The sequence below is a fragment of the Aneurinibacillus sp. XH2 genome (assembly GCF_001439585.2).
Taxonomy (GTDB): Bacteria; Bacillota; Bacilli; order Aneurinibacillales; family Aneurinibacillaceae; genus Aneurinibacillus; species Aneurinibacillus thermoaerophilus.
This window is the reverse complement of sequence record NZ_CP014140.1, coordinates 2,608,111-2,620,258: the sequence shown is the minus strand read 5'-3', so window position 1 is coordinate 2,620,258 and position 12,148 is coordinate 2,608,111. Positions and strand designations below refer to the sequence as shown.

At 46.1% G+C, this 12,148-nt stretch carries 14 protein-coding genes; all 14 read left to right on the top strand.

Annotated elements, in window-relative coordinates; genetic code table 11:
- The first annotated feature begins 61 nt into the window (after positions 1–61).
- Positions 62–889 (top strand): purine-nucleoside phosphorylase, encoded by an 828-nt coding sequence (locus ACH33_RS12930; RefSeq protein WP_057899401.1) that lies wholly within the window; start codon positions 62–64, stop codon positions 887–889.
- Between the two features lie 199 nt (positions 890–1,088).
- Positions 1,089–1,565: an Lrp/AsnC family transcriptional regulator gene (locus ACH33_RS12925; RefSeq protein ID WP_057899400.1), complete on the top strand. Its 477-nt coding sequence runs from the start codon at positions 1,089–1,091 to the stop codon at positions 1,563–1,565.
- A gap of 58 nt (positions 1,566–1,623) precedes the next feature.
- A complete protein-coding gene (locus ACH33_RS12920; RefSeq protein ID WP_082706056.1) occupies positions 1,624–3,273 on the top strand; it encodes a peptide ABC transporter substrate-binding protein in 1,650 nt (549 codons plus the stop codon).
- A 74-nt stretch (positions 3,274–3,347) separates the two neighbouring features.
- The gene (locus tag ACH33_RS12915; protein WP_057899398.1) at positions 3,348–4,277 is read left to right on the top strand and encodes an ABC transporter permease; all 930 of its coding nucleotides are present in this window, start codon (positions 3,348–3,350) and stop codon (positions 4,275–4,277) included.
- Complete coding sequence (locus ACH33_RS12910; RefSeq protein WP_057899397.1) at positions 4,277–5,206, top strand: ABC transporter permease; 930 nt, start codon at positions 4,277–4,279, stop codon at positions 5,204–5,206. The genes ACH33_RS12915 and ACH33_RS12910 overlap by 1 nt, the downstream gene beginning before the upstream one ends.
- Positions 5,207–5,229: 23 nt before the next feature.
- Positions 5,230–6,240: an ABC transporter ATP-binding protein gene (locus ACH33_RS12905; RefSeq protein WP_057899396.1), complete on the top strand. Its 1,011-nt coding sequence runs from the start codon at positions 5,230–5,232 to the stop codon at positions 6,238–6,240.
- Positions 6,237–7,280: an ABC transporter ATP-binding protein gene (locus tag ACH33_RS12900; protein WP_057899395.1), complete on the top strand. Its 1,044-nt coding sequence runs from the start codon at positions 6,237–6,239 to the stop codon at positions 7,278–7,280. The genes ACH33_RS12905 and ACH33_RS12900 overlap by 4 nt, the downstream gene beginning before the upstream one ends.
- Positions 7,281–7,534: 254 nt before the next feature.
- Positions 7,535–8,722, top strand: a complete 1,188-nt coding sequence (locus ACH33_RS12895; protein ID WP_057899394.1) for a D-alanyl-D-alanine carboxypeptidase family protein — start codon at positions 7,535–7,537, stop codon at positions 8,720–8,722.
- Positions 8,723–8,856: 134 nt separating this feature from the next.
- Positions 8,857–9,207, top strand: coding sequence for an anti-sigma F factor antagonist (gene spoIIAA / locus ACH33_RS12890; protein WP_057899393.1), 351 nt, complete (start codon positions 8,857–8,859; stop codon positions 9,205–9,207).
- Positions 9,208–9,663, top strand: a complete 456-nt coding sequence (gene spoIIAB / locus ACH33_RS12885; RefSeq protein WP_057899392.1) for an anti-sigma F factor — start codon at positions 9,208–9,210, stop codon at positions 9,661–9,663.
- 11 nt (positions 9,664–9,674) lie between these two features.
- Entirely contained in the window at positions 9,675–10,430 is a 756-nt protein-coding gene (gene sigF, locus ACH33_RS12880) for an RNA polymerase sporulation sigma factor SigF (protein ID WP_057899391.1), read from the top strand.
- A 178-nt stretch (positions 10,431–10,608) separates the two neighbouring features.
- A complete protein-coding gene (locus ACH33_RS12875) occupies positions 10,609–11,223 on the top strand; it encodes a stage V sporulation protein AA (RefSeq protein WP_057899390.1) in 615 nt (204 codons plus the stop codon).
- On the top strand, positions 11,220–11,636 hold the full coding sequence (locus ACH33_RS12870; protein ID WP_057899389.1) for a stage V sporulation protein AB: 417 nt from the start codon (positions 11,220–11,222) through the stop codon (positions 11,634–11,636). Before ACH33_RS12875 ends, ACH33_RS12870 begins: the two co-directional genes overlap by 4 nt.
- Before the next feature lie 23 nt (positions 11,637–11,659).
- The gene (gene spoVAC, locus ACH33_RS12865) at positions 11,660–12,142 is read left to right on the top strand and encodes a stage V sporulation protein AC (RefSeq protein WP_057899388.1); all 483 of its coding nucleotides are present in this window, start codon (positions 11,660–11,662) and stop codon (positions 12,140–12,142) included.
- Positions 12,143–12,148 lie beyond the last annotated feature (6 nt).

Here is a 12,148-nt window from a genome sequence, read left to right as displayed (position 1 = left end):
GAGCAAAAGATACGCTGTTTGTTTCAGGCTTTTTATTATAAGTATAAGAGGAGGTTTTTTCATGAGAGATTATGTTGCCAACTTGAAAGACGCAGCAGAATACATTCAAAGCCACATTTCTGTGAAACCAGAAATCGGTTTGATTCTCGGTTCCGGTCTTGGCGTGTTGGCGGATGAGATAGAAGATACGGTGTGCCTCAGTTATCATAAAATTCCGCATTTTCCTGTATCTACGGTAGAAGGACATAAAGGCCAGCTTGTCATCGGCACGCTGGAAGGAAAGAACGTTGTGGCGATGCAGGGACGTTTTCACTACTATGAGGGCTACAGCATGAAACAGGTTACCTTTCCGGTTTATGTAATGAAGTTGCTCGGCGTCCATTCGGTTGTTATTACAAACGCATGCGGCGGCATGAACCGCACTTTTGCGCCGGGCGACTTAATGATTATTGAAGACCATATTAATTTTACGGGTGCTCATCCGCTTATTGGCCCGAATATAGAAGAGTTTGGCCCGCGTTTCCCGGATATGTCGGAAGCGTATGCGAAAGAATACATTCATCTCGCACAGGAAACGGCCAAAGAGCTGGGAATTTCCATACAGCGAGGGGTATATGTTGGAATTAGCGGGCCGTCGTATATGACGCCAGCAGAATTGACAATACTGGCTCGATCAGGTGGAGATGCGGTCGGCATGTCCACCGTTCCAGAAGTCATTGTGGCGCGCCACGCTAGTTTAAAGGTGCTGGGAATTTCCTGTGTAACCGATATGGCGATCGGTGAAGAACTGGAACCTTTGACACATGAGCAAGTAGTGGAAGTAGCGAACCGTACCCGTCCAAAGCTTATTTCTCTCCTTAAAGCTGTACTTCCAAAATTGAACGGATAATAGGAAAAACGTATAAATTCATAAATAATTTTACGAATTTAATAAAAATATTATTTACATTAATTGTATATCGTTTTATATTTATATTATGTATTAAGAAAATTGATTTACGAAAAACATAGATTTTTGGCGAAATTATGCCGCAATCGTAAGTTGAATTTTCTGAATAATTATTTCTTTTAGGAAAGGAGGGGGGGTGGTGAGAAAGTTGGATTTGCTCGATTTCCAGATTCTTAAAATTATTCAGGAAGATGCTCGGAAATCATATACGGAGATGGGACATTTGCTTGGAGTAAGCGAAGGCACGGTTCGTTCGCGTATCAACCGGATGATTGAAGATAAAATTTTTCATTTTATCGTACATACTGACCCTATAAAAGTCGGTTTAAATGTGCAGGCTATCATCGGTATGTCCACCAGGCTCGGCTACCAGGAGAAAGTTGCCGAAGAGCTGGGAAAACTGCGGGCGGTGCGTTTTATTGGCGCGTTTTCCGGGCGCAATGATTTAATCATTCAGGCGTATTTTCGCTCGAATGAAGATCTGGTTACATTTGTGAACAAAGATTTAGCCAATGTTGAAGGGATTGTTTCGGCCGAAGTTTCAATTGAACTGAAGCAATATAAAGATTCATTTTCGTATGTGACGTTGGATGGGTTAGAGGACAACGCGGGCTAATGAATGGCCGTGTGGAAACGTCCTTTATAGGAAACATGATTTGAAACTAAGGGGGTTGATGACTGTGAAGAAAAGTTTCTCGATTTTCTTAAGTTTTGTTCTCTTATTTATGTTAGCGCTTACAGGTTGTGGCGGCGGAGACAAATCGGCCGGAGGCGAAAAGGCGGGAGAAAAAATCCTTCGCGTCAATAACTCTACTGAGCCTGGCTCCCTGCATCCTGCGAGAGCGCAAGGTACGCATGATAGTTGGCCGATGCGTCATTTATTTGTTGGTCTGACGATGAAAGAAGAGGGCGGGAAAATTGTGCCGGCGATGGCCGAGAAGTGGGATATAAGCCCAGATAAGAAAAAATACACTTTCCATCTGCGTGACGGACTTAAATGGTCCAACGGTGATCCGCTGACAGCCCATGACTTTGAATACGCGTGGAAATATGTGCTGAACCCTTCTACACCTTCGGATTATGCTTGGATTTTATATTACATCGACGGAGCCCAGCAGTACAATGAGTCGAAAGAAAAGGATCCACAAAAATTGAAAGCGCTTGAAGACAAAGTGGGTGTAAAAGCGCTTGACGACAAAACGCTTGAAGTCAAACTGAAAAATCCGACCCCGTTCTTTGAAGAACTCGTATCTTTCTATACGTATTTTCCAATCGATAAAAAGGTGCAGGAACAAAATCCGAATTGGGCAAACGATGCTAAAACATTCGTTTCCAACGGACCGTTCAAATTGGTCGAATGGCAGCATAAAAGTCATTTGAAAATGGCGAAAAATGAAAATTATTTTGAGAAAGACCGCATTAAATTAGATGGCATACATTGGACGATGGTAGAAGATGAAAATACGGCATGGCAGTCTTTCCGCTCCGGCGATTACGATTTGCTTTATCCGCTGCCGAGCGATGTGATTGGACAGCTTAAGTCTAGCAATTCGCCTGAGTTTAAATCGGCGATTCAATTCGCTACGTATTTTTACCGTTTCAATACGACAAAGAAACCGTTCAATAACAAAAAGGTACGTTTGGCCTTAACGCTGGCGATTGACCGCAATACCATTACACAAAATGTCACGCAAGGCGGGGAGAAGCCTGCGTTTGGTTATGTCGGACCGGGTGCGAAAGAACCGAGCGGCAAAGAGTTTCAAGAAGTGAGCGGCAATTTCTTTAAAGAAGATGTAGCGCTGGCGAAGCGCCTGCTGGCGGAAGGTCTTAAGGAAGAAGGCATGACCAGCATGCCGAAATTTACGATTTTGTATAACACGCTTGATGCACACAAACGTATCGCGGAAGCGATTCAGGAAATGTGGCGCAAAAATCTTGGACTTAAAGTCAGACTAGAAAACGTGGAATTCCAGGTGAAAATCGATCGTGAGCATAAGCTTGATTACGATGTAAGCCGGTCCGGCTGGATCGCCGACTATACAGATCCGATGACCATGCTGGAAATGTTCACTTCCTATAGCAAACAAAATGACACGGGCTGGAAAAACAAAGAATATGATGCGCTGATTGATCAGGCTCAGAAAGCGGCTGACCAGGCAAAACGCATGGAACTCATGCATAAAGCGGAAAAAATTTTGATGGATGAGATGCCGATTATGCCCATTTACTTCTATGCGATGCCGTATGCGGTGAAAGAAAATGTAACCGGCGTTTATACGGTGCCGGATGAGTATCCGGTCATGAAATATGCGGACAAAAAGTAGTGCGCATAAATCAGGGGGTACCCGGCTTCTGGGTATCTCCTATTTCCTAAACATGAAGGAATGGAGGGGATAAGGTGTTACGATATACTTTGCAACGCTTGGGGTGGGCTCTCGTAACGCTGTGGGTGGTGATTACGCTAACGTTTGGTTTAATGCATGTAATTCCAGGTGACCCATTTGCAAAAGAAGGAAACATGCCGCCCGGTGTATACGAAAATTTACGAGCTTACTACAATCTGGATAAACCGTTAATTGTTCAGTACGGATTATATTTAAAATCGTTGTTACAACTTGATTTTGGTCCATCATTAAAATCGAGTGCGATCACAGTCAACGATTATATTGCGCAAGGATTTCCCATTTCGTTTTATCTTGGTTTACAGGCGCTGGCGATCGGGGTTACGCTTGGCTTAATTTTTGGGGTCATTGCCGCTTTATATCACAATAAATGGCCTGATTATTTGTCGATGATTCTTGCCATCGTCGGACTTTCTGTGCCGAGCTTTTTTTTGGCAACGGTTTTCATTAACTATATTGCTGTAGAAATGAACATTTTTCCGCCATCCGGCTGGGGAACATGGCAACATACCGTTTTGCCTTCGCTGGCGTTGGCGGCGATGCCGATGGCATTTATTGCGCGTCTTATGCGTTCCAGCATGCTGGAAGTGTTAGGGCAGGATTATATTAAGACGGCAAAATCAAAAGGTTTGACACGCAATATTGTTATTATTAAACATACGTTACGAAATGCAATTTTACCGGTTGTTACCGTGCTTGGTATTATCACAGCGAATCTTGTAACAGGAAGTTTTGTGGTTGAGCATATTTTCGGTATCCCCGGAATGGGCGAAATGTTTGTGAAAGGTATTTTTAATCGTGACTATCCGGTGATTTTAGGTTCTACCGTTTTTTATAGCGCCATTCTTATTTTTTTGATTTTCGTTGTGGATGTACTTTACACGTGGATTGATCCACGCATTAAGGTTGCAGGGGGGAGTAAGTAATGCAGCATGAATCGCAATTGACCGCTGATATGTTCCGACCTGTAACAGATCACTTTAAAGATGCGGAAAAAATCGAGCGCCCCAGCGTCTCCTATTGGGCGGATGTATGGCGCCGTTTGAAGATGAATAAATTGGCGATGATCGGTCTTTTGATGATTATCGCGCTTGTCATTATGGCCATTATCGGACCGATGATTAGCGGTTATACGTATTATAAACAAGATTTTAGTATAAAAAACATGCGACCAAGTGCCGAGCATTGGTTCGGTACCGATTCTTCCGGGCGTGACATTTTTACCCGAGTCTGGTACGGTGCGCGTATTTCTTTGTTTATCGGTGTCATGGCGGCTTTTATCGATTTTGTGATCGGTGTACTGTATGGCGGTATTTCCGGTCTGAAAGGCGGGCGCATCGACAATATTATGATGCGAATTGCTGAAGTGTTGTATGGTATACCGTATTTATTAATGGTTATCCTGCTTATGGTTGTTATGGGGCAGGGATTGTGGACGATCATTATTGCGATGACAATCACAGGGTGGATTCCGATGGCCCGCCTTGTGCGCGGACAGGTATTGCAGCTCAAAGAGCAGGAATATGTTCAGGCAGCGATGGTTCTCGGCGCTGATACGAAGTGGATTTTGCGCAAGCATATGATTCCGAATATGATGGGGCCGATTCTTGTAAATGTGACCCTGACGGTTCCAACTGCGATCTTTGCCGAAGCGACGCTCAGCTTTCTCGGTCTTGGCATTCCAGCGCCGCAGGCCAGCTGGGGTACGATGGTGAATGATGCGCTCGTAAGTTTGCTTGTCGGAAACGTCTATCAGCTGTTCATTCCGGGCTTCTTTATTTCGCTCACGATGTTCGCCTTTAACGTGTTAGGCGACGGTTTGCGTGATGCGCTTGACCCGAGAATGCGCAAATAACGTAAGCAAAGGGTGAAAAACCTATGGAAAATATACTTGAAGTGCGTGACCTGCATGTTTCGTTCCATACGTATGCGGGCGAAGTGAAAGCTGTGCGCGGCGTAACCTTTCATGTAAAAAAAGCCGAAACGGTCGGTATCGTAGGCGAGTCTGGCTGCGGAAAAAGCGTAACCGCTCAGTCGATTATGAAGCTTCTGCCGCATCCTCCGGTCAAGTATAAGAAAGGAAGCATTTTATTTAATGGAGAGGACTTGCTGAAAAAAAGTGAAAAAGAAATGCAAAAAGTGCGGGGAAACGATATTGGGATGATTTTTCAGGATCCGATGACGTCCTTAAACCCGACGATGAAGATCGGGCAACAAATTACGGAAAGCCTGATCAAACACCAGGGAATGTCGGCTGGAGAAGCGCACAAGCAAGCGATCGAATTATTAAAGATGGTCGGCATTCCACAGCCGGATAAGCGAGTGAACCAATATCCGCATGAATTTTCCGGTGGGATGCGGCAGCGCGCCATGATTGCTATTGCGCTGGCCTGCCGGCCGAAACTGCTGATCGCTGATGAACCGACGACAGCGCTGGACGTAACGATTCAGGCGCAGATTTTAGAGTTGATGAAAAAGCTTCAGGCCAAAACGAAAACATCGATCATTTTAATTACGCACGATCTCGGAGTGGTGGCCGATATGTGTGATCGTGTTGTCGTCATGTACGCAGGTGAGATTGTGGAGACAGGAATGGTCGATCAAATCTTTTATGAACCGCAACACCCGTATACAAAAGGGCTCTTGCAGTCGGTGCCACGCCTTGATATGAAAAAAGACGAGCCGCTCAACCCTATTATCGGTACGCCGCCGGACCTTTTGCGTCCGCCTGCCGGTTGCCCGTTCTTTGCTCGTTGTGCCTATGCAATGGAAGTATGCCGTAACCATAAGCCCGCGCTTGAAGAAATGGACAGTAATCATCAAGCAGCTTGTTGGTTGCACCATCCATTGGCCAGACAGGTGAACCGGAAGGAGGGATTTGCGCAATGAGTACGGTTGTAACAGAAACTTCGGTACAAAACGATAAAAAGCAGGAGATTCTGCTGGAAGTGCGCAATCTGCAAAAATACTTCAATGTCGGAGGCGGTGTAGTAAAGGCCGTCAGCGACGTAACGTTTGATGTAAAACGCGGTGAAACGCTCGGCGTTGTAGGAGAATCCGGGTGTGGAAAATCGACGATGGGCCGCACCATTCTTCGTCTGTATGAAGCAACCGGAGGCGAGGTGCTGTTCGAAGGAAAAGATGTGCACCGAGCGAATCCGCGGGAGTTGAAAAAGCTGCGCCGTGATATGCAGATGATTTTCCAGGACCCGTATGCGTCTTTAAATCCGCGGATGACGGTGGCCGATATTATTGGCGAAGCGCTTGATCTGCATAGATTGGCGACCGGAGCGAAGCGCAGGGAACGCATTCAGGAATTGCTTCATCTGGTCGGATTGAAGCCTGACCATATGAACCGGTTCCCGCATGAGTTTTCCGGCGGTCAGCGTCAGCGGATTGGTATCGCCCGCGCGCTCGCGGTAGAGCCGAAGTTTATTGTCTGTGACGAGCCGATTTCTGCGCTGGACGTATCTATCCAGGCGCAGGTCGTGAATTTGCTGGGCGAATTGCAAGACAAAATGGGGCTGACATATTTGTTCATCGCCCATGATCTGTCGATGGTAAAGCATATTAGCGATCGGGTGGCAGTCATGTATCTGGGCAAAATCGCTGAACTCGCCGAAGGCGAGACGCTGTATGCGAATCCTTTGCATCCGTATACACAAGCGCTGCTATCTGCGATTCCGATTCCGGACCCGGAAGTGGAGCGCAAACGCCAGCGTATCGTATTGAAAGGTGATGTACCGAGCCCGATGAATCCGCCGAGCGGGTGCCATTTCCGTACCCGTTGTCCGCATGCCATGGAAGCATGCGCCAAAGTTGAGCCTGTTTGGCGGGAAGCGGAACCCGGACACTTCGTCGCTTGCCATCTTTACGATAGAAATGTGATGGGGGCCAGTGTAAGGAAAATGAATCATTTGAAGCATTAAATCATTGCCAGGAAATGCGCGCGTATTTGTGAAGTGTGCGGCCGTATATGTTTACGTTGCACAGAAGAATGCAGAGCTTTTGCCATGGCGTAAGTTTTGAAGGATAGGATCGAAACATTAAAGACGATGTATATCGATAAAAAAGCAGGGTGAGTGATGTGCGATCATCCTGCTTTTTTATGTTCAATGGAGGTATATAATGTCAAACTTCATGGCGAAAATAGATACTATTATGATTGGAGGGGACAAGTTTGATGAAGAAGCTGCCTATTGTATTGCTTTGCATATTTCTGATAATGTCACTGTTCAGCGGGCCTGTATCCGCAGAAGAAAAGACAAAGCAAACTACTGACCAGCAGCAAGGCGTAGACCTTACACCGAATGCGGTTTCGGCCGTGTTGATGGATCGTGACACAGGGGCGGTTCTGTACGAGAAAAACGGACATAAACCCCTACCGCCCGCCAGTATCACGAAAGTTATGACGATGCTCCTCATCATGGAAGCGCTTGATCGCGGCGAGATTAAGCTGACGGATAAAGTGCGGACAAGCGATTATGCGGCTTCTATGGGAGGTTCGCAAATCTTCCTTGAGCCGGGCGAGGAAATGACCGTGGATGAAATGCTGAAGGGTATTGCGCTCGCTTCTGGCAACGATGCGTCCGTCGCGATGGCGGAACATCTCGCCGGCACGGAACAAGCATTCGTTGAGAAAATGAACAAGCGCGCGAAAGAACTGGGCATGGACGACACATTATTTAAAAACTCCAATGGATTGCCGGTGGAGGGACATGTCTCTTCCGCCCACGATATTGCGCTCATGTCACGTGAACTCTTAAAGCATGAAAAAATTACAAAATATACGGGCCTTTATCAGGACTATTTGCGCAAGGACACGAAAAAGCCGTTCTGGCTGGTAAACACGAACAGGCTTGTCCGCTTCTATCCCGGCGCGGATGGCTTGAAAACCGGCTACACGTCTGAGGCAAAGTATTGTTTAACCGCGACTGCAAAGCGCGGCAATATGCGCGTAATCGCGGTAGTGATGGGCGCACCTGATTCCAAAACACGCAACCAGGAAATTGCCGCGATGATGGACTATGCGTTTAACCAGTATGACAGCCAGCCGCTTTACAAGGAAAACCAGGTGGTGAAAACCGTGCCGGTTGAAAAAGGCATGCAAGAAACGGTCGACATTATTGTGCCGTATCATTTTAGTATGCTGGTGAAAAAAGGGGAAAAAGCTTCTCAGTATGAAAAAGTGATTGCCATTCAATCGGAGTTGAAAGCGCCGATTAAAAAAGGGGTAAAAATCGGTGAGATAGTAATTAAAAAAGACGGCAAAACCGTCAGCACCGTTGATCTGGTTGCCGCAAGCAACGTGGAAAAAGCCGGATGGTGGAAGTTGTTTAAACGAGCGGCCCGCAAAATGTTCGGCGGATAACAGGTGCGAAAAATCGGGAAAAAGGAGAAAAATGCCACATTTCCCCGGTTTTTTTCTAGTTTTGTCGGGTGGCAGGAATCGTGACCGGCTTCGTAGAATCTCCCAGTATCACTTAAGCGAAGGAGTGGCTCTGCGTGAGTTTACGAGTTGATATGGAAACAGTTCATGGTGTTTTGATCGTCCGACTGGAAGGAGAGCTGGATCACCATACAGCGGATATGTTGCGAACAAACATCGAGAAGAAACTCGCGGAAGAACCTGTCCAGCATATTTTATTAAGCCTTGCTCATTTGCATTTTATGGATAGTTCCGGCTTGGGCGTTATTCTCGGGCGTTACAAGAAGATTTCTGCCCGTGGCGGGGATATGGTCATTTGTTCGATCAATCCGGTCATTTACCGTCTGTTTGAACTATCTGGTTTGTTCAAGATTCTAAAAATCAAGGAGTCTGAACAGGAAGCGCTCCTTGTGCTGGGGGTGGCGTAAATGGAAAACAAAACCGGTCACAATTTCATGCGATTAGAATTTGCGGCACGTAGCGAGAATGAAGGATTTGCTAGAATCGCGGTCGCTTCGTTTTTATCCAGGCTTGATATTACGCTGGAAGAAATGGAGGAAATCAAAACGGTCGTATCCGAGGCGGTTACAAATGCCATTATTCACGGATACGAAGGTGACGAGAACGGAACCGTGATGATTATGACGACGTATACGCCATCTTTCATTGAAATTATTGTGGAAGACCACGGCATTGGCATCGCTAACCTGGAAGAGGCACGGCAGCCGCTTTTTACGACAAAGCCGGAACTGGAACGTTCTGGAATGGGCTTTACAATTATGGAAAACTTTATGGATCAAATGGAAGTTGAAACGGAAATTAACCGGGGTACACGCATTCGGTTGGTGAAGAACCTGATAAAAAACGAAGCGCTATGTAATTAGGAGACATGCCGATGGAGACCAATGTAAGGAATGCCAATCACGCTTATCTATCCGACAAGGAAGTAAAAGAATTACTTGCGCAAAGTCAGGCGGGAGATACGACAGCACGAGATACATTGGTGAACTGCAACATTCGTCTGGTATGGTCGGTCGTTCAGCGCTTTTTGAACCGTGGTTATGAAGCGGACGATTTGTTTCAAATCGGTTGCATCGGCCTGCTAAAAGCGATTGATAAGTTTGATTTGACGTTTGACGTGAAGTTTTCAACATATGCAGTGCCAATGATTATTGGCGAAATTCAGCGGTTTTTGCGCGATGATGGTACGGTGAAAGTGAGCCGTTCGCTGAAAGAAATTGCCCATAAAGTCCGGCGGGTCAAGGATGAGCTGTCGAAAGATCTTGGGCGTCTGCCCACGGTAAAAGAAATCGCGGAAGTGCTTGGGATTACGCCGGAAGAAGTGATTTATGCGCAGGAAGCAAACCGGGCCCCGTCTTCCATTCATGAGACCGTATTTGAAAACGACGGCGACCCGATTACGCTTATGGATCAAATTTCGGACAGAGACGAAGACAAGTGGTTTGACAAAATTGCTTTAAAAGAAGCGATCGGCAAGCTTTCTGAGCGGGAGCGGCTTATTGTATATCTTAGGTATTATAAAGATCAGACGCAGTCCGAAGTCGCGGAACGGCTCGGAATTTCCCAGGTGCAGGTGTCGCGTTTGGAAAAGAAAATCCTCCGCATTATGAAGGAACAAATTGAAAAGTAAAAGCAAACGGCGCGAAGGAAGTGCAATTTCCTTCGCGCTTATTCGTTTTTTATGCATTTTTTTTCCTTGTTAATTTCAATCGAGCTGTACAAGAAGCAAGACGGAGCACGCAGCGGTCTTCATCAGCATAGCCTTCTTTCGTCAGACAAATACTATTTGGTGTAAGGAGGGATGGTGCATGGCCGATCCAGTCCGCGTGTATGTGAAATTAAAAGGAAAAGTGCAGCTTCCGCCAGGGGCAGTCGTTCGTGTGAAAGATGTAGCGGAATTGGTGACAAACAGCCCTGCTGAAACAGCGATTCGAGAGCAGGTGCTTCATGTACTGAAGCCCGGGGACGGGAACCGCTATGTTGTCGATATGATTCAAATCATTGAAACGCTTCAGCGCGCATATCCCGAATTGTTCGTGCATAACATCGGAGCGGAACAAATGATCATCGAAGTCCAATTGCCGAAGAAAAAAATTAGCCTGCTGCTTGTTGCATTTGTCTGGATTGTGCTTTTTATCGGCTCAGGACTTGCGATTATGAACTTTCATACTGATGTCAGCATGCCGGAAGTGCACCAGCGCATTTATGAACTGGTCACCGGGAAAAAGAATCCGCATCCGCTCATTATTCAAATCCCGTATTCGCTCGGTGTCGGTGCAGGCATGATTTTATTTTTCAACCATATTTTTCGTAAAAAGTTTAATGAAGAACCGAGTCCGCTTGAATTGGAAATGTTTTTGTATGAGCAAAATGTGGACGAGTATGTATTAGCGCATGAAGCGCCCGGAGCAAAGAAAAAATGATCATTTCTTTGTTTCTGGCTCTTGTGGGTTTAAGCGGAGGGCTGATTGTTGGCGGAGGCATTGTCGCTCTCATTACGGTGCTTGACTTAATTCCTCGTTTTGTCCAGATTACAAAAACCGATCAGTATCTTTTACATTTTCAATGGGCTGTCGTTTTTGGTGCATTTTTCTTCACAGTGTTTGACTTTTTTTCTGCTCCTTTGTATTTGCCTGTTTTCCTGCTGGGTATTGTTGGTGCGTTTATGGGGATTTTTGTCGGATTTCTTGGGGCCGCACTGACGGAAGTGCTGAATGTTATTCCCATTTTATCGAAGCGCATGCAGGTATATGACTATCTTCATTGGTTTATCATAGCGCTGGCGTTCGGCAAGATCGTCGGCTCTTTATTTCACTGGATGATTTATTTGAAATGACGTGAAAGGAGTATGAAACGTTTATGGCTTCTTCTGTAAAAAAGTGGAATCAAAACAGACTTATGAAAGCGCAACAAGCCTATAGCGAACGCGCAGCTAAATACAAGCCGAAACCACCCTATTTAGCAAACTGTGTAAAGGCGTTTTGGGTCGGTGGCGCAATTTGTGCGTTTGGCCAGCTAGTATCCAACTTTTATATTCGTTTTTTTAATTTCACTAAAGAAACGGCGGGCGACCCGACAGTGGCAACGCTTATTTTTATCTCTGTATTGCTTACTGGATTTGGCGTATATGATAAGCTCGGGCAGTATGCAGGAGCGGGATCGGCTGTGCCTGTCACCGGATTTGCCAATTCGATGTCATCGGCGGCGATCGAACATCGTGCGGAAGGATGGGTGCTTGGTGTCGGCGGAAACATGTTTAAACTGGCGGGGGGAGTTATCGTATACGGAGTCGTAGCCGCGCTTGTCGTTTCGCTGATCAAATGGCTCATTATCAAAGTGTAAGGATGT

Excerpts from the sequence above, each read along its gene's own strand:
- ACH33_RS12905 (WP_057899396.1), top strand. The coding sequence starts at position 5,230 with ATGGAAAATATACTTGAAGTGCGTGACCTGCATGTTTCGTTCCATACG.
- sigF (WP_057899391.1), top strand. The coding sequence starts at position 9,675 with ATGGAGACCAATGTAAGGAATGCCAATCACGCTTATCTATCCGACAAG.
- ACH33_RS12875 (WP_057899390.1), top strand. The coding sequence starts at position 10,609 with ATGGCCGATCCAGTCCGCGTGTATGTGAAATTAAAAGGAAAAGTGCAG.
- spoIIAB (WP_057899392.1), top strand. The coding sequence starts at position 9,208 with ATGGAAAACAAAACCGGTCACAATTTCATGCGATTAGAATTTGCGGCA.
- ACH33_RS12870 (WP_057899389.1), top strand. The coding sequence starts at position 11,220 with ATGATCATTTCTTTGTTTCTGGCTCTTGTGGGTTTAAGCGGAGGGCTG.
- ACH33_RS12920 (WP_082706056.1), top strand. The coding sequence starts at position 1,624 with ATGACTGTGAAGAAAAGTTTCTCGATTTTCTTAAGTTTTGTTCTCTTA.
- ACH33_RS12910 (WP_057899397.1), top strand. The coding sequence starts at position 4,277 with ATGCAGCATGAATCGCAATTGACCGCTGATATGTTCCGACCTGTAACA.
- ACH33_RS12895 (WP_057899394.1), top strand. The coding sequence starts at position 7,535 with ATGAAGAAGCTGCCTATTGTATTGCTTTGCATATTTCTGATAATGTCA.
- spoVAC (WP_057899388.1), top strand. The coding sequence starts at position 11,660 with ATGGCTTCTTCTGTAAAAAAGTGGAATCAAAACAGACTTATGAAAGCG.
- ACH33_RS12930 (WP_057899401.1), top strand. The coding sequence starts at position 62 with ATGAGAGATTATGTTGCCAACTTGAAAGACGCAGCAGAATACATTCAA.
- ACH33_RS12900 (WP_057899395.1), top strand. The coding sequence starts at position 6,237 with ATGAGTACGGTTGTAACAGAAACTTCGGTACAAAACGATAAAAAGCAG.